We start from the raw sequence: 18,406 nt of genomic DNA on the forward strand, positions 1-18,406 counted from the left end.
ACCGACACCTGAGCCTGTATCAACACCAGCCCCTGCGTCAACAACTCCTGTACCAACACCAGAGCCAGAAACAGAGCCAGAAACAGAGTCAGAATCACGTTCTAGCAGATATCCGGAGCGCAGCTGATAAGAATTACCCTCGCAGAAAATAGGTCATCATCGCGCCCTTACCCTTCACCTCGATCGCCCCTCGGGGTTCGAGGTGATACTTATCCTTAAGGCGTTCATAGACCGTCTCCGTCACCTGGATGTGTCCTGGTAGACCCAGAGACTCCATGCGGCTAGCGGTATTCACCGTATCGCCCCAGAGGTCATAGGCAAACTTCTTGATGCCAATTACCCCAGCGCCTACCGGGCCAGTGTTGATGCCGATGCGCATGGTGAGGGTGGGTTGAGCGGGGGATACCGTAAACTGGGCGATCGCTTTTTGCATGGCTAGGGCCATCTCCGCCACAGACTCGACGTGGTCGGGGCGGGGGGTGGGTAGGCCGCCTACTACCAAATAGGCATCTCCGATGGTCTTGATTTTTTCGAGATTATAGCGATCGGCGAGCTGGTCGAAGGTGGAAAAAATGCGGTTGAGTAATGCCACCAACTCAGGCGGCGCGAGCTGGGCGGAGAGTTCCGTAAAGTTGACCAAATCGGCAAACATCACCGTCACATCGGCAAAGTTATCGGCGATCACCTGTTCGCCTTGCTTGAGACGGGTGGCGATCGCCCCTGGCAGAATATTCAGCAACAGCGCTTCGGATTTTTCCTGCTCCGCCTTGAGTTTTTCCATCATGGCCCGTTCATGGTCAAGCATCCGCTTCTTTTCTAGGCTAGCGGTCACCCGGGCCTGCAGCAGAGTGGGGTTAAAGGGCTTAAACAAGTAGTCTTCTGCCCCTAGCTCAATGCAGCGCACCACGCTTTCGATGTCGTCTAGGGCGGAGACCATGATCACCGGGATGTGAGCCTGGGCTGGGTCTGCCTTGAGGCGTTCGAGCACCTCATAGCCCGTCATATTGGGCATCATGATGTCTAGCAAGACCAGGTCGAAGGCGTGGTGCTGCACTTGGTCGAGGGCTTGCTGCCCATGTTCTGCCATTACTGTATCGTGCCCTAATCGCGAAAGTCGTCGCGAGAGTAGATCACGGTTGGTTTCGTTATCGTCTACGACGAGGATCAGTCCACGAGTCCCGGTCATGGCGTTGGTGATGTTAAAAGAGCTTGTATTTTAGTAAGTAGGCGATTAAAATCAATCGGTTTTGTATCATAGTCATCGCAGCCTACCTCGATGCATTTTTGGCGATCGCCTGCCATGGCATGGGCCGTGAGGGCAATAATGGGGATGTGCTGGGTCTTGGGCATGGCTTTGAGTTGACGGGTTGCTTCCCAGCCATCGAGCACCGGTAAGCTCATATCCATCAAAATTAAGTGTGGTTGTTGGTCTTGGGCGATCGCCACTCCCTGTTCTCCATCGATGGCCATTAAAACCTCATGCCCTCGACGGGTGAGACGGCGAGACAGCATATCCCGATTCATTTCATTATCTTCGACTAAGAGGATGATGGGCATGACGTCTCTCCAAGATTACAGGGAAAACACTGAACTCCCTCTACCTATATTCTCCCTCATAGGTAGGGTGTGCCAGGCATTAACGTTAGATGCCCCTTCATGATCGCGATGTCTACGACCGGGTAGCTGCCCCTCCGTACATCTACTAGCATGATCTTCCCCCCAACCTTACTGCTGCATCTTTCATTCATCTGGTTCACCATCGGGATAGGCCTGGGCTTCACCGCTTGTCATCTTCCTTGGCTTGGACAACCCTTGGTAACCACATAGTAAATGTACTACCCTGCCCTAAACGACTAGTCACATGAATTCTTCCACCCATCATTTGACTAAAGCGTTGGGCGATCGCCAGCCCTAACCCCGTGCCGCCATATTTACGGGTGGTGCTGGCGTCAGCTTGGGTGAAGGCTTGGAAGAGGCGGTTGATTTGATCGTTTGACATGCCAATGCCAGTGTCCCGTACCTGAAACATGAGCCCATCAGAGGGGCGATCGCCTCCCAGTTCTTGGGGCGCAGGGGAAGACGTGACCACGAGCTCTACCCTACCCTGGGCGGTAAATTTTGCGGCATTGCTCAGCAGGTTAAATAAATTCTGGCGCACCTTGGTGAGATCTGCCGACATCATACCGATATCGGCGGGACAAGTCACAGTCAGTTGATTATTGTTTTTATCCAGCAGGGGTTGGATGGTGTTGGCGATGTCCTGCACCAGCAGAGCCACATCGAAGGGTTCTAGGTAGAGGGTCATCCGCCCGGCTTCGATTTTGGACAAATCCAAAATATCGTTGATCAAGGTGAGTAAATGCTGCCCAGCGGTTTGGATCTTTTGCAGGTCGGGGATGAAGGTGTCTTGCCCGAGGTCAACGGCATCTTCCTGCAGCATTTCGCTGTAGCCAATGATGGCATTCAGGGGCGTCCGCAGTTCGTGGCTCATGTTGGCCAAAAACTGGCTCTTGGCCCGGTTGGATTGCTCTGCGGTTTCCTTCGCCTGCTGCATGACCTCGGCCTGTTTGCGTTCAGTAATATCACGCAGAGTTAAAATCATGCCTTCAATGGCTGGATCGTTGAGAAGATTGTTCAACACGCCTTCCATGATCAGCCAAGTTTGGTCATGGTGCTGTACCCGTAGATCCCGAGGTGGCAGGGTACCCGGTTGGGCGATCGCCTCTTGAAAGTACTGATCCATCAAGGCGCGATCGTCGGGATGGATATAGGAGACCATCATCTGCTGCTGGAGATCGCCCGCGGAGTAGCCCAAAATAGCGAGGATGGATGGGCTGCTGTAGTGAATCTGCCCTGTTTGATCCAAGATCATGATCACATCCGACGCATTTTCAATGATGGAGCGGAAATAGGCTTCACTGCGCCGCAGGGCCTCCCGTGCATTTTTTAACCCCTTTTCTCGCTCAGAGACCTGCTGGATCATTGTTTGGAAGGTGCGGGCCAGTAAGCCTAGCTCATTGCGAGAACGGGCGATGGAGCTGAGCATGTCTGGATCAAAGGTGGCGTCTTGGACGGCGCTGGCGGCCAGGGTGAGCCGGGCTAGGGGAGCGGTGATTAACCGTGAGAGGATCATCGAGGCCAGGAGTCCCACCATCAAAATCAGCAGCATGACAATCACCAACTGGCTAGCCTCTCGGCGCAGGGCGACTTGGATGTGGTCGGTGGAGAGATAGAGAATCGTTGCTCCCGTGATGGTTTGGTTGGCATCTGTGATCGGTACAATCACTTTGAACAAGGATCCTTCCAGGTAGCTCATGGGATCGCCCTGGGCCAACACGCGCTGCACATTGGCAATATCGCCAGGATTGTTGAGGCTAGCCACGCCGGGCACTCCGGACTTGACGCTCCGCGCTAGATTATTGAGATCGGTATCGACAATCCGCACGGCAACAATGCTGTCGCTTTGAATCAGTTCACTGGTGAGTCGGGCCAGACCAATTCTCTGCCGCAACTCTAGCAATGCATAGGCTTCATAGCCTACTTGAACAATACGCGGTTGATCGAACCCGGCAACACCTACATATTTGAACAACCGATCATCCAGTTCGCGGTTGCGGGCACCTTGAATGACCACTTGGGCCTCGCCGGTGAGTAGGGGCCAGAAGGCACTGGCTTGGGGCTGCAGGGTCAGGCTGGGGCTGAAGGTAAAGTCAACGGTTTCATCGTTGCGCAGGTAGGCATAGCCGGTTTCATCGGTGATCCAAAATTCATTGAGGCTGGTTGTTTCAACAATTTGTCGGAGGTGTTGATTAATCTCAGGTTCGGTTAACCCCGCCGCCTCAGCGATCGCCACCAGATGACTAGCCAAGGTGGCCTGCACCACCATCTGCTGCCCCAAATCCACTTCAATTTGCTCCTGAACCTGGTTGCTAAAGCGGGTCATGCGGGCTAGGAACTGGGCGATGAGAATCCCATCGGACTCGGCCTGCAGGAGAATGGCCCGGCGGGCCCCCAGGGTCATAACGGCCGCTGTGGATAATACGCTAATCACCAATAGGGAGGTAATGCTCAGTAGAATTCGATTTCGCAAAGGCATAGTGAAGCATCCTGAACAAAAGGGCACCCATTCTCAGCCGATGGATAGGAGATAGATCGGGGTGAAGATGGGGAATATGAACTAGACGCAGGGAGAATGCTATGACGTTGAGGGTGATGGTAAATAGGTAAAGACTAGACGCTGCACTTCTTTGAGCAACTGGTCGCGGCTGTAGGCACCCTTTTGTAAGATGTTTTCCACACGACCGGTGAGGCGATCGCGTTCATCTAGGCTGAGATCCATGGCCGTCACCACCACCACCGGCAGCGATCGCCCGCGATCCTGTTGACGTAGCTGATCCATAAATTCAAATCCATCCATTTCTGGCATCATCAAGTCCAGCAGAATCAGATCCGGCTGCTGGGCCTGAATCGCCTCTAGCCCTAGGCGACCATTTTCCGCTGTGGTCACCTGCCAGCCTTCTTTTTGCAAAATGCGCTGGAACATCTGTCGTGTGGCTGGATCGTCTTCGACCACTAAGACACGATGGGGGCGATCGCCTAGGGTGTCGTCGGGACGATACTTCTGAAGCAGGAGATCTAGGCGTTTGTAGTCAATGGGCTTGGTGAGATAATCCGATGCACCTAGGGTAAAGCCACGATTTTGTTCATCCAAGATGGTCATCAAAATCACCGGCACATCCATCAAAATCGGATCGGCTTTGAGGATGGCGAGCACATCCCAGCCGTTCATGTGGGGCATGAGAACATCAAGGATGATCACATGGGGATGCAGGGCCCGAGCGAGGCGGATGCCCTCTGTGCCATCGGTGGTGACTTCGACCCGAAAGCCGCTTTGGCTCAGCGATCGCTGCATGAGGTCATGGACGGTTACGTCATCATCGATCACTAACACCGTGGGTTGCTTGGAGGAGGCTAGGGCCATGGGGATAGAAGTAGGGGCGTTAGGGGCGTTGACATCGGACGGCTCGGGGTCTAGGTGCGTCTGAACCACCACCTGAGTGGGCAGCCAGATGCTAAACACCGACCCTTGGCCGAGTTGGCTGGTGACGCGAATATCACCACCCATCATCTGGCAAAACCGTTGGCTAATGGCGAGGCCTAGACCTGTGCCGCCGTACTTGCGGGTGGTGGAAGCATCGGCTTGGGTAAACGCTTGGAAGACCCGCTGCAGTTGGGCCTCGGTCATGCCAATGCCTGTATCGCTAACCTGCAGGAGCAATCCATCGACAGATGTTCGCTCCACATCAGAGCGATCGCCTGGGTGGTCTGGATCGGGGTGGTCTAGGTCGACTGGACGGGGCGATCGCTTCACCGTCAGGGTAATCTGTCCTTTTTCGGTAAACTTAGCGGCGTTGCTCAGAAGGTTGAAGAGCATCTGTCGAACCTTGGTCAAGTCAGCACACATGCTACCGATCGCAGCGTCGCAGTTCACCACAAAGTGATTGTGGTTTTTTTCCACCAGGGGATGAATCGTCATTTCTACATCCTGCACCAAGTCCCAAATATCAAAGGGCTCTAGGTGCAGTTCCATGCGTCCAGCTTCGATTTTAGAAATGTCGAGAATATCGTTAATCAAGTCCAGCAAATGCTTGCCAGCTCCACGGATTTTCTCTAGATCGGGGATAACATCGCTGTAGCCAAAATCCTCCGCATCTTCCCGCATCATTTCGCTATAGCCAATGATGGCATTCAGGGGCGTGCGTAGTTCATGACTCATATTGGCTAAGAACTGGCTCTTGGCTTGGCTAGAGGCTTCGGCTGCATCCTTAGCTTGCCGCAGCTCCATTTCGGTGCGCTGTCGCTCTAGGGCAATGCCAGCTAGGTGGGCAGCGGTTTCCATCAGGTGCCAGTCGTGAGGACCAGGGTTACCGGGCTGCTGGAGATAGAGAGCGAAGGTACCGAAAATATTGCCCTGGGACGACTTAATGGGAACAGACCAACAGGCCCGGAATCCATGGGCATTGGCTAGATCCTGGAAGGAAGCCCAGAGGCAATCTGTTGCAATATCCGCCACGATGACAGGTGCCTGGCGGTAGACAGCGGTGCCGCAGGAGCCACTTTCTGGACCAATGGGCAAGCCATCGACGGCTGCGAGGAAGTCGGCAGGCATGTGAGGAGCGGCTCCTGTACGCAGGCGGTGACCACTCTCATCCAGCAGTAAAATTGAGCCCAACATGGGGCGATCGCCCCGAGCTTCGATAATCTCAATCAGTAGATCGAGAACCTGATACAGCTCAATACCCGAGGCGATCGCTTCTAGCACTTGGGTTTGGCGATCGAGGAAATTCTCGGTCTTCTTGCGTTCGGTGATATCAAAAATGACGCCGTCTAGATATTGAAGATTTTCGTGATCATCAAAAATAGCCTGACCTTTTTCATACACCCAGCGCAGACCACCATTCGCGTGAATAATCCGATATTCCAGTACATAGGGGCGATCGCTTAGGATAGCTTGGTTCACTTCTTGGTGAATATAATCCCGATCTTCGGGATGGGTAATATCGGTAAGGTTACGGCGACGGTTCAGTAAAAAGTCCTCTGCCGGGTAGCCACAGATATCTTCAATGGCGTCGCTTAAAAACTTCATCGTCCAGACTTGGTCGTAGGCACAGCGATAAAAGGCACCGGGGATATTATTCAGCAGGGTGCGAAACCGATTTTCACTATCCCGCAATGCGGCCTGTCCTTCCTTGCGTCCGGTTATATCTTGCACCATACCTTCATAAAAGATTTGTCCTTGGTCATCGTTAACCGCGATCGCCTGTTCTGAAATCCAGATAATTTGGCCATCCTGCCGCCAGACCTGCGACTCAAAATCAGATACTCGTCCTGTAGCTGCTATTTGATCCACAAAATCTTGACGGCGGTTGGGATCAACATAGAGCTGCTGACTCACATCAGTGACCTGAGCCATCAGCTCCTGGGACGACTCGTAGCCATAGATTTGGGCGAGGGCGGGGTTAGCGCTTAAATATCGACCATCTTGGGTGGTTTGGAAGATGCCTACCACAGCATTTTCGAAAATACTGCGATATTTTTCCTCAGCCTGGCGCAGCCGCTGTTCACTTTCGGCAAGAGCAAGTTCGGCCTGTTTGCGATCGGTGATATCCATAACAATGCCAGTGAGCCGTTCGGGCTTGCCGTTGCTGTCTCGCAAAAACCGTCCCCGACTAGTCAACCAGCGCAGGGTGCCATCGGCCCAACGAACGCGATATTCGGAGGTGTATTCATTATGGCTTTCGAAGGCTAGCTTTTCCGCCGCTTGCACCCGCTCCCGATCTTCAGGCACAAGATAGGTCAGGAAATCTTCATAGCTGCCGTGGAAGGTGCCCGGCTCTAGCCCAAAGATGCTTTCAACCTCCGGCGACCAGTTTTCTTCCCCGGTAAGAATGTTCCAATCCCAAACGCCCATACCAGCAGCGCTCAACGCCATACGCTGAAGGGCTTCGCTATGTTGCAAAGCCATATCTGCTTCGCGAGTTTTCATAAACTGCCCCATTTGGTTGGCTACGGCCTGGAGCACGTTCAAGGTGTCGGGGCTGGGCTGTCGAGAGCGATCGCCAAATAGAATCAGGACGCCCACCGTGCAGCCATCGACTACAATCGGCAGACCACAGGCCGATAGCAGATTGAGCGTTTGGGCGATCGCTTTCCGCTGAAACCCTGGATCAGTGATCACATCCGCCATCCAAACCGGTTGCTCCTGTTGCCACACCTGCCCCGGTAGCCCCTGACCTTGTTCAAAGGTGGTTTTCCAGGCTGGATCCGTCACCATGCTCATGCTTAGCTCCGTCGGAGCCCAGACGGCTGTGCGGCGTAACTGGGTATGGGAGGCATCCACCTGTAAGAGTTCACCAATGCGCCAACCTAGGGTTTCGCAGACGGTTTTTAAGACAGCAGGCCCTGCCGCTTCTAGGGTTAACGACTCGGCCAAAATCTGGGCGGTGCGATATTGCGTCTCTAAGCGCAGGGCCCCGCGTCGTTGGTCTTGGAGGTTATACATGAAGGCGATGAACGCGTAGACTAAGACCCCACCTACGGCGATCGCAAACCCTTTGACAATATAGGTTTTGTGGGTAAGGGGTTGAATTCTTTCCTCTAGACATTGCACTAGGGCTTGACTGGTCTGACTCCAAAGGCGATCGTTGGCCTCTAAAGCCTGGTGTAGAATGGCGGCACGGGAGGTGATTGTAGATTCCGATCCGCCGTCGATCTGCGCCTGGAGCATCGACAGGACTTGGGTGAGGGCAGCGGTGACCTCTTGGATGACTGGGCTCAAGCTGCTGTCGCGATCTGGATAGGAGCTGTGGGCAATGGCAATGGTTAGTCCAGCGGTGAGGGACTCTAGATTATCGCTTAAGATGCCGGAGAGCATGGCCAAGCGTTCTTGATCGGCAGAGGTCACCTGAGGATGGCGGGCGATCGCTTCCACGGTAGGCTGAATGTCTGCCAATAACCGCTGTAGGTCAGGAATGTTGAGCACCACCGCATCCATCAGGTAGTAGCTCTCTAGGTCTGAGTCGAGGATGAGGTTGGAAAAATTGCCCACATGCAGCATCAGGCCCTGAATCTGTCGCAGGAGGGGAGCGATCGCTTGGCTAGAACTTGGGGATGACTCTGACTCCGCCCTCCAGCCCTGGGAATAAGTTTGCCACGCTTGCTCTAGAGCCTTGGCCCGGTCAGAGACCTGAAAGACTGCACCATAGCTATGGTTGACGGCCTTGAGATCCGCGAAGTCTTGATCCAGTTGAGCGATGCGGGGAGAGGCTTGGGCGGTCTGTCCTTGGAGGCGATCGCTGTCCAGCAGGGGTAGGTGATAGAGCATCTGCTCTAGGGGCTGTAGGTAGGTGTTGCCGTGGAGTTCTCGGCGGCCAAACTCAATGCGGGTATCGACTTCCGCAACCAGTTGATACACGACCACCACAAAGGGCAGCAAAAAGATGAGCAGCAAACCTATGAGGTAAACATACTGATTCTGGCGCTGTGAACCAAGGCGAGCGGTGCGGGCCTCGCCATGCTGCAATGGTTCTCCCATTCCGAAGACTCCTATCAACCACTGAATACCGAACGTGTTGCCATAGATCTGGTGCTAACCACCCCGTTCCCTGATATATCCAGTGTGCCCTATGAATGCTCGATGGGCATCCCCATGCGCGGCGTCCTCTTGGCGGCTGGGCCGGGGACAAGCGATCGCTTGGATGGCAGGTCACCCACCTACTGCACCAGCGTTGGCTTACGCCCCACCGGCTGATTCCTGGACTGAATGCCAAGCAATCAGGGCATCGATCAATTCTGGTTTTTTGTCCCCAGTCTTGATCGGTAAACCCAATGTCTTAGCGCGAGTCTTAAGCTTCGAGTCAGCCATATCGATGTAGAGGTCTCGCAATATGGCTTTTTGTGGATTAGTCTATGGATCAGGCTAGTCCTCTGCGGAAGATCAGACGAGAGTTCCCTTCCACTACACCGGCGGCAGCTCTAGGGGAATGGCTCCCAAACTGCCTTTGCGAAAATCATTCAGCAACTGCCGTGCCGCCCGTTCGCGATCGCCCTGGTAACGCTCTATCCCCAAATTTTCTAGATAACTTTCCCCCGTCAAGCCCTGTACCTCGACGCCATAGCGGGTTTTGAGCACCTCTGGATTGGCCCCGCCCGCCCGGTCGGCCAAGTCCCACAGTAAGTCCACCAACGACGACGCCACCCGCTGATTGTCGTAGGAGGCGTCACCAATGTCATCACAAATAGCCAGCTTCAACGCTGCTTTCTGATCCGACAAGAGCGACGGCAGCACCCCCGGTGCATCCAGCAATTCCAGTTCTTCCGAAATCCGCACCCAGCGCAGTTGACGGGTCACCCCTGGCCGCCGCGCACTGGTAACAACGCGCTTATTCAGCAGACGGTTGATCAAGGCCGATTTACCCACATTGGGAAAGCCAATGGCCACCGCCCGCACCGGCCGAGGCAACATGCCGCGATCGCGTCGGCGTTGGTTCATGGCCGTACCCGCGACCTTGGCGGCCTGGGCCAGTTGGGCAATGCCTTTACCATGCTGGGCATTGGTGAAAATCGCCACCTGCCCCTGCTGCTCAAACCAAGTAGCCCACTGCTGCCGCACCTCCGAGGGAATCATATCTTCTCGGTTCATCACCAGTAGGGCCTCACGGCTGCCAATCCAGTTGGCAACGTTGGGGTGATGGGTGGATAGCGGAATCCGAGCGTCACGTACCTCCAGCACCACATCGACGCGCTTCAATTGTTCGGCCAGGGCCCGTTCGGCTTTGGCGATATGTCCGGGATACCATTGAATCGGTGGGGAACTCATGGGATTGTGTCACTCGAATAAAACAATGCGGGCAAGCCAGCATCTTGCATCTTGCCACAAGACCTGGGTGGAAAGCGATCGCGTCCCAAATGGCCGCTAGTCTCATCATGACAGCTTGTCTAGTCCGCTTGTGCAACTACAATCAGGCCTTGATACCTGGCTCTACCTTGGCTGCATCGTTCCATAGAGCCGTACTCAGGTAGCGTTCTCCTGCACTGGCAGCGATCGCGACGATGTGGGCCTGGGGCGATCGCTTTCCGACCTGCAGGGCCCCATAGACCACCGCCGCCGTGGAAATACCGGCCATGATCCCCTCTTGCTCAGCTAATTGACGACCCAGATCATAGGCTTGTTCATCGGTCACTTGCAGGATCTCGTCGATCAAATCCACCCGTAAAACATCGGGAATGAACCCGGCCCCAATGCCTTGGAGATCATGGCGACCGGCGGGTTGTCCGCTCAGGACGGCGCTGGCTGTAGGTTCTACGGCAACCATTTGAATCTCTGGCTTCTGACGTTTGAGGTAGCATCCGGCTCCCGTCAGCGTGCCGCCTGTGCCCACCCCGGTGACTAGGATATCGAGTTGTCCATCTGTATCCTGCCAGATCTCAGGGCCGGTAGTTTCGTAATGAATTTTGGGATTGGCAGGATTGCTAAACTGCTGGGGAGAAAAGGCATGGGGGATGGTTGCTAGCAGTTCATGGGCCCGGGCGATCGCTCCAGCCATATCCAAGGCAGCGGGGGTGAGGATAATCTCGGCACCGTAGGCGCGGACAATCTGCTGTCGTTCGCGGCTCATGTTCTCGGGCATGGTCAACACCAGCCGATAACCTTTGGCCGCACAGACCATGGCTAGGCCAATGCCGGTATTGCCCGAGGTGGCTTCGACAATGGTGGAGCGCCCCGGTGTAATTAAACCGCTGTCCTCCGCCTCCCGGATCATACTGATAGCAATCCGATCCTTGATGGATTTGGTAGGGTTCATGCCCTCTAACTTGACCCAGATGGTGGCGTCACAGTGCCAAGTTGCGGGCAAGCGCTGGAGTTTGACCAAGGGGGTATGGCCAATGACTTGAGTCATATCGCTGTAGATTTTCATGGCTGGGTTAGGGATGGGCGGATGGGTTGGAGCGCACTACAGCATCAGCCACAGGAAGCCTCCGGTCAAGCTGGCCATCAGAGCGATGTGGGGCAGGTTGCTGAGGAAGGAGCGTTGGGTGATCCGTAGCAGGGGATAGAGGCTGAAGGCAAAGGCGGAAAGCAGGGTCACTTCTTGGAGAAATACGGCGACGTCCATGCTCCATACGAGGGTTGGTAAGCGATCGCCCCCATACCCCAGGGTGCGGGCGAGGACGGGTAGTGCCTGCCCAGCTTCGGTAATGGCCGCGGGTACGTAATAAGCTAGGTTGGCGGCTAGGGTCAGAGGTAGGTAGGCATAGACCACGGGCAGAAAGCCAGGCTGTTGGGGATCGAGCCAGCGGGTGACTTGGTGGGTCGCGAGGATCAGGACAGTGGGAATACTCAACAGTCCTAACACCACCGGCAGGCTTTGCAGCAGATGGGCGGCATCTAAGGGCATGGGTCGGCCCAGCCAGCCAAGAATCTTGGGCGACTGATGCATGAAGACACCGCCCAGCAGGAGCAGCAGCAGGGCGGCCTCGGCCCACAGGCCTTGATGATCTTCCAGCAGGTCTGTGGCGGGGAAGCGGAAATTGACCTGAATGGAACGGTGAGGACAGGCCTTGAGGCAGGTCATACAGAGCACACAGTTGCGGTTATCTTTCAACTGAGCGGGGTGGGAATAGATGGGGCAGCCGCCGGTAGCCTGTCCCTCGTTGGGCAAGGCATCGCTGAAGGTAGCGGGCACGACGCCGCTGCCCTTGAAACATCCAAAGGTGCTGCATTGGCTGCCACACACTTGCTGGCTGGCCCGCAGTTCCACCATCGATAGCTTGGCAAACATACCGTTCATGCCGCCAATGGGGCAGAGATAGCGACACCAAAGCCGGCGTTCGTAGATGAGGCTGCAAATAACCGCTCCGGCAGTGATCGCCACCAACAGCCAGGAGGATAGGTAGGCGGTATGGGGCAGATCCCACAGTTTTTCCCACAGATAGATCAGCAAAAAGCCAGCGAAGAGGATCCATGCGCCCCAGCGTTCCATCCATTTAGTGGGCCAGGGGCGCAGTTTTCTGGGCCAAATCCACAGGGATAGACTACGCGTCCATTCCCCGACAATCATAAAAGGACAAACGGCACACCAGAGCCGTCCCACGAAGGCGAAGAAAAACAGATAGAAGGGCCACCACCAAGCCCAAAATAAATTCAGGGTGATGCTGTCGTCACGGCCTTGGGGGCCAAGGTAGCCCAGGATCGTGACCGGGACAAACACCGCCATCATCGCCAGCCAAAAGCGCTCGGGCCACCAGTTGCTTAACAGAAATTTCCGTAGCCAGGGGAATTGTTCCAGTAAATCAACTCGAAAAGCGTTTTTAGACGATTGTACAGACCAGAGTACCTGTTCAGGAATAACGGTTTGACCCGGTGGGGTCATGGCCACAGCCCGATCTAAAATACCCGCCAGTTCTACTAAATTACCGGGGTAGGGATAGCTGATCAGCCGTCGCAGTTCGGTTTGCTCAACATCAATGCGATCGCGCCCTTGATGCTGACTAGCCTGACTGAGAAAGTGATGCACAAAATCGGGAATATCGGCTTTTCGTTGTGATAAGGCAAATAATTTAATGTCGTGGTAGTCACAAACATCGCAGGAGATGCTGCGAGGACTGGCCAGAATCAGCCGCACCCAGGACTGTTGGTTAGGGTCGCTAGGTACGGTTGTTGTTGGAGAGGTGCCGGGATTGCGGGTAAACAGACCGGTTTGGGAATAGTGCAGCAAGCGATCGCGATCGCTGGATCTGAGCACATGCACCTGATCGATTAGGAGGGTTCCTTGTTCCAACAGTTCTAATATGCCTAGGGTTTCTCCCTCTTTCCCAAAAATGGCATGGGTTTGGGGTACACCGGATTCATCGGCGGGCAGTTGGGTACAATCGAGTTCCGCAAAGGGGCGATCGCTGAGGCGAGATTGATGGTGAATGACGCTAGCAATGAAGGTTTTACCGCTGCCTGCCGGCGCTTTCAGGATAACGGGCTTCAGATCAGCCGCCGCCTCGTCCACTTGGTTGCGCAGAGTTTGGCTGGCCTTGCTGCTGCCGATAATCTGCGGCTGGGCGGGAATGGGGTGCAGGTAGTCTTGGAGCCCTTGGATGCGAGTCTCTTCCCAGGTCACCCGTTCGGCAAAGTGAGCTAGATCCTGGGCTAGGAGTTGGCTAATAATGCCATGAATATCTGGATAGTCTTGGGTAAGATTAGCAAAATCGGTTCGACTGAGAAACCAAATTTCGCTAGGGCTGAGGGTGCTAGCACTGGTTTGGTAGGATGCCTCTGCTTCTGCTTGCATCATGGGCATATAGCCAAACAAGTTGCCAGCACTGCGATAGAGAATATGAGTGCGACCAATAGGCGATCGCCGATAGAGTTCCACGGTGCCCCATTTAACGAGGTAGAGCCCTACCGGCGTCTGCCCTGCTTGGTAAATATCTGTATCTACCTCTAGAGTAAATTTGATGAGGCAACGAGCGATCGCTTGCAGTGCGGCATCGGGTAGAGTGCCCCATAGGCGATGAAAACTCAGCCAATCCCAGCGCTCTGCCTCAATGGATGGGGCAGGCGGCGTGGGGTTACTGCGGGTTCCTAAGGGAACTGAATCAGACATGATGCTTTGGGAAGTCAGCGCCCCAGTATTCATATCATTGTTTGCCTACAGGTTTGCTCTTCATCACAGTACCTGCTGAATTTGCCCTTCACCCATTCCTGCCACAAATCTCTACGCCCCAGCAGCAATTCTCATTTTGACCAGCAGCTTGTCTAATCTGCCAAATCCCGCGCGAAAGAATGAGCTTGCTCAACCAATCTATTGATGCTGTCCTCGACAAGCTCGGGCGAAATGTTCATCCTGAGAATGGCTAACGCCACGGTGCTGATCTGGACAACACAGCAGAGGTGAGCGTCATTCTCAATCCCGATGAAGCTGTACAGCCTGGCTTGCTGTGGGTCAGGATAGGATTGGGCACCAGCTTCTATCACCACCCGCCTGAACCAGCTAGGGAGCGAAGCATGATCATAAATTGGTGGTAATCGCAGCGACTGGGCAGGTGGGGATACATTGCTCGCACACCACACAGCGCGATCGCGTGAAGGTGAGCTTAAAGGATTGAGGATCGAGGGTGAGAGCCTCCGTGGGGCAAACGCCTGTGCATAATCCGCAATGCACGCAGACCTGATCATCAATGACAATTTCGCGACTGGAGCTTGAAACTCCAATATCGTAGGACTGCATCCATTCCAGAGCCGCCTCAAGCTGGTCAATATCCCCCGATAGCTCCACCACCAAGGTTCCCACCTGATTGGGAGCCACTTGCGCACGAATGATATTGGCCGCCACGTTAAATTCTTTGGCGAGACGATAGGTGATCGGCATATGCACCGATCGCTTCGGAAAGGTGAGCGTGACTCGTTTTTTCATAGGGTTGTCCCATCCTATAGTCCCAGTTGGACATTACTCCGACTGGGATTTTTATGTCTGGTTTTCAGGGCGATCGCCTGGAACCATGTTCCCGACTCGTTTAAAGATACCGTGAATTCATGGGACAGTTGTTGGTCTACTTGAAGCCGAAAGAACGAATTTACGTAATTTCAGTGCCGATGATGTTAAAGAGTTTACGAGTAATCCTATTAATAGGTGGCTGTATAAAAATCCACTGTTTAGAATGGAACAGCCGAAACGACACCACCGTGAGACCGCCATCGACAGACCTCTACTGCCCCTACTAAAACAACCGCACCACTCGATGGCCCCCATGGCAACAGTGGGGAGTCATCCTATCCATCTCGTTTCTTCACGTCGGGTAAGCGATAGCTTATTTTTAATCGACCTCTGTTTACTCGGGAAGCGCGATCGCTGCCTATTTAATGTCTGCCTATCTATGCAAGGAGAACATTCATGCGCATATTAGTTACAGGTGGAGCTGGCTTTATTGGCTCCCATCTCATTGACCGACTCATGGGAGAAGGACATGAGGTTATCTGTCTAGATAACTTTTATACCGGGCATAAGCAAAATATCCTGAAATGGATGGGAAATCCCTACTTTGAGCTGATTCGCCACGACATCACCGAACCGATCCGTCTGGAAGCCGACCAAATCTATCACCTCGCCTGCCCGGCCTCGCCCATCCACTATCAGTACAATCCGGTTAAAACCATCAAAACCAATGTAATTGGTACCCTGCATATGCTGGGTCTAGCTAAGCGGATTAAGGCCCGGATCCTCTTGGCTTCTACATCAGAAGTCTATGGCGATCCAGAACTGCATCCTCAACAGGAAGACTACTGGGGCAATGTGAACCCCATCGGCATCCGTAGCTGCTACGACGAAGGTAAGCGGGTTGCCGAAACCCTGTCGTTTGACTATCATCGCCAGAATAATGTGGATATTCGAGTGGCGCGTATTTTCAACACCTACGGCCCACGCATGTTGGAAAACGATGGTCGGGTAGTGAGCAACTTTGTGGTGCAGGCGCTGCAGGGCAAAGCCCTAACGGTGTATGGAGAAGGTAGCCAAACCCGTAGTTTTTGCTATGTGTCAGACCTCGTCGATGGTCTCATTCGTCTGATGAACGGTAACCACATTGGCCCGGTCAATCTAGGCAATCCCGATGAATATACTATTCTAGAGCTAGCTCAAACAATTCAATCCATGGTGAATCCTCACCTGGAAGTACAGTTTAAGCCCTTGCCCCAGGATGATCCCCGTCGCCGTCAGCCGGATATCACCCGAGCCCGCACGTGGCTGGGCTGGGAGCCCACCATTCCGCTCAAGCAAGGGTTAGACCTAACGATTTCAGACTTTCGAGCCAGGCTGCTGGCTGAAGGCAATGATCTACCAACTTCTGGAACTGAGACCCTAGCCACTCCCGTCGTGTCATAGCTGCACGGTTAAGCGATGGAGCGATCGCTCATCTAGAAGCTCGCTGCTGATTGAGATTCATAGCCCAAACTATATGTTTTTGAGAGGGTTTACCTATGCGTGTTTGTGTCATCGGAACTGGATATGTGGGTTTGGTGACGGGGGTGTGCCTAGCCCACGCCGGGCATCATGTCATCTGCGTAGATAACAACGAAGAGAAGGTCAAGCTGATGCAGGCTGGCCAGTCGCCCATTTATGAACCAGGGCTGTCTGACCTCATGCAAGCGGCGATCGCTTCCCAACATATCCAGTTCACGAGTGATTTAGCGGCCGGGGTCTCCCATGGGGAAGTTCTCTTTATTGCCGTGGGAACGCCGGCCCTGCCTACCGGGGAAAGCGATACCCGCTACATCGAATCCGTAGCGCGGGGCATTGGCGCTCACCTCGACCAAGACTATAAGGTGATTGTCAACAAGTCCACCGTACCCATTGGTTCGGGCGATTGGGTGCGCATGATTGTGTTAGACGGGGTCAATGAACGGCGTAAGGCGGCCAATGGCGGCGATAACGATGCAGCACCCCTAGCGGTAGACTTTGATGTGGTCAGCAACCCAGAATTTCTCCGGGAAGGGTCTGCCATTTATGACACCTTCAATCCCGATCGCATTGTTCTTGGAAGCAGTAGCGATCGCGCCGTGGGCATTATGAAAACGCTCTACGATCCAATTGTGCGGCGGGAGTTAGCTGAAGATAAGTCCCTACCGCCTGTCCCCGTTTTGGTCACCGACATCAGCTCGGCGGAAATGGTGAAATATGCGTCTAATGCCTTCCTGGCAACCAAAATCAGCTTCATCAATGAAGTCGCCAACATTTGCGATCGCGTCGGTGCCGATGTCACGCAAGTAGCCAAAGGCATTGGTCTAGATTCGCGCATTGGCAGCAAATTCCTGCAGGCGGGCTTAGGCTGGGGTGGATCGTGTTTTCCCAAAGATGTATCGGCCCTCATCCACACCGCCCATGACTATGGCTACGAGGCAGAAATCCTCAAGGCTGCGGTGAATGTAAATGAGCGGCAGCGGTTGTTGACGGTGGAAAAACTCCAGCAGGTGCTCAAAATCCTAAAAGGAAAAACCATTGGCCTGCTGGGGCTGACCTTCAAACCCGACACCGACGATATGCGGGATGCACCGTCCCTGAAAATGATTGAGGCCCTGAACCGCCTTGGTGCCAAGGTGAAGGCCTATGATCCCATCGTCTCCCAAAGTGGCCTTAGTTCTGGCTTAAGCGGTGTGCTCGTTGAATCTGATGCAGAATTCCTCGCCGATGGCTGTGATGCGTTGGTGCTGGTCACCGAGTGGAAACAGTTTCAAGGGTTGGACTTCGCCAGAATGGCAAAGCTGATGAATAACCCCATCATTATTGATGGCCGGAATTTCCTCGATCGCAAGGCATTGGAGCAACTCGGCTTCCAATATGTGGGCATTGGCCGTTAGTTGACGAGCTAAGCGTTTATAAACCTAAAGATTGGGGCGGGCATCAGCTCGCCCTTTTTATTGTTCTCCGGGTTTAAATGTTCATCTGGGACAACCTCAGTTTGCTTAACCCGATCTGCCCGCACTAACACAGTGTTAGCTTTGGCGCTCAGAGGGTAAAGTTGGTAACCGCCCTGACGCTCGCCAATTCACGAGCACTCTCGCCACCACTAACTTTGCTGGAGAAATCTGTTCTTAGTCACCTATATAAGACTCACCAGATAAAAGAAGCACGATAAGCATACTCATCCAAAATGCAAGCATTAAATAGATTAATAAAGCAAAACAATTTAGTATCAGCCCTAATACCTTTCGCCATACACGCTGTTTTCGTCTAATTGCTGTGATGACCTGCATCACTCCGATAATAACAATCGGTAGAGTTGCGATCGCAGCTAAAAGCCAACCACAGAAGAAAGAGATAACTGGTGCTACGTTAAACACCGCATGCATCACTATTATTAG

Annotated in this window: 12 protein-coding genes; 3 read left to right on the top strand and 9 right to left on the bottom strand. The window is 53.9% G+C overall.

Translation table 11 applies throughout. From position 1 onward, the window contains the following. Positions 1-133: 133 nt before the first annotated feature. The 4 genes from V6D20_06420 to V6D20_06435 form a co-directional block, all read right to left on the bottom strand. A complete protein-coding gene (locus V6D20_06420) occupies positions 134-1,186 on the bottom strand; it encodes an adenylate/guanylate cyclase domain-containing protein (protein HEY9815421.1) in 1,053 nt (350 codons plus the stop codon). Then, the gene (locus tag V6D20_06425) at positions 1,183-1,557 is read right to left on the bottom strand and encodes a response regulator (protein ID HEY9815422.1); all 375 of its coding nucleotides are present in this window, start codon (positions 1,555-1,557) and stop codon (positions 1,183-1,185) included. Before V6D20_06425 ends, V6D20_06420 begins: the two co-directional genes overlap by 4 nt. Positions 1,558-1,777: 220 nt before the next feature. After that, the gene (locus V6D20_06430) at positions 1,778-4,096 is read right to left on the bottom strand and encodes an ATP-binding protein (GenBank protein HEY9815423.1); all 2,319 of its coding nucleotides are present in this window, start codon (positions 4,094-4,096) and stop codon (positions 1,778-1,780) included. Positions 4,097-4,195: 99 nt separating this feature from the next. Further along, positions 4,196-9,094, bottom strand: a complete 4,899-nt coding sequence (locus tag V6D20_06435) for a PAS domain-containing protein (protein HEY9815424.1) — start codon at positions 9,092-9,094, stop codon at positions 4,196-4,198. Between V6D20_06435 and V6D20_06440 the strand changes: the two genes are divergently transcribed. Beyond that, complete coding sequence (locus tag V6D20_06440) at positions 9,074-9,310, top strand: hypothetical protein (GenBank protein HEY9815425.1); 237 nt, start codon at positions 9,074-9,076, stop codon at positions 9,308-9,310. The two genes, V6D20_06435 and V6D20_06440, sit on opposite strands and share 21 nt — an antisense overlap. A 207-nt stretch (positions 9,311-9,517) precedes the next feature. Here V6D20_06440 and ylqF read toward each other — a convergent pair whose 3' ends face one another. From ylqF to V6D20_06460, 4 genes are all read right to left on the bottom strand, one after another. Then, entirely contained in the window at positions 9,518-10,378 is an 861-nt protein-coding gene (gene ylqF / locus V6D20_06445) for a ribosome biogenesis GTPase YlqF (GenBank protein HEY9815426.1), read from the bottom strand. 142 nt (positions 10,379-10,520) lie between these two features. Further along, entirely contained in the window at positions 10,521-11,477 is a 957-nt protein-coding gene (cysK, locus tag V6D20_06450; protein ID HEY9815427.1) for a cysteine synthase A, read from the bottom strand. A gap of 36 nt (positions 11,478-11,513) precedes the next feature. Further along, positions 11,514-14,156, bottom strand: a complete 2,643-nt coding sequence (locus V6D20_06455; GenBank protein HEY9815428.1) for a sigma 54-interacting transcriptional regulator — start codon at positions 14,154-14,156, stop codon at positions 11,514-11,516. 405 nt (positions 14,157-14,561) lie between these two features. Beyond that, the gene (locus V6D20_06460) at positions 14,562-14,966 is read right to left on the bottom strand and encodes an NIL domain-containing protein (GenBank protein HEY9815429.1); all 405 of its coding nucleotides are present in this window, start codon (positions 14,964-14,966) and stop codon (positions 14,562-14,564) included. A 477-nt stretch (positions 14,967-15,443) separates the two neighbouring features. Here V6D20_06460 and V6D20_06465 point away from each other — a divergent pair, with 477 nt between their 5' ends. Beyond that, positions 15,444-16,430, top strand: a complete 987-nt coding sequence (locus V6D20_06465; GenBank protein ID HEY9815430.1) for a UDP-glucuronic acid decarboxylase family protein — start codon at positions 15,444-15,446, stop codon at positions 16,428-16,430. A gap of 95 nt (positions 16,431-16,525) precedes the next feature. After that, on the top strand, positions 16,526-17,902 hold the full coding sequence (locus tag V6D20_06470; GenBank protein ID HEY9815431.1) for a UDP-glucose/GDP-mannose dehydrogenase family protein: 1,377 nt from the start codon (positions 16,526-16,528) through the stop codon (positions 17,900-17,902). Positions 17,903-18,136: 234 nt separating this feature from the next. On the opposite strand, the gene V6D20_06475 is transcribed toward V6D20_06470, so the two are convergent. Beyond that, positions 18,137-18,406, bottom strand: a 270-nt coding sequence (locus tag V6D20_06475) for a hypothetical protein (protein ID HEY9815432.1), incomplete at its 5' end; no start/stop codon positions are given.

The organism is Candidatus Obscuribacterales bacterium, assembly GCA_036703605.1.
In the GTDB taxonomy this organism is placed as follows: Bacteria; Cyanobacteriota; Cyanobacteriia; order RECH01; family RECH01; genus RECH01.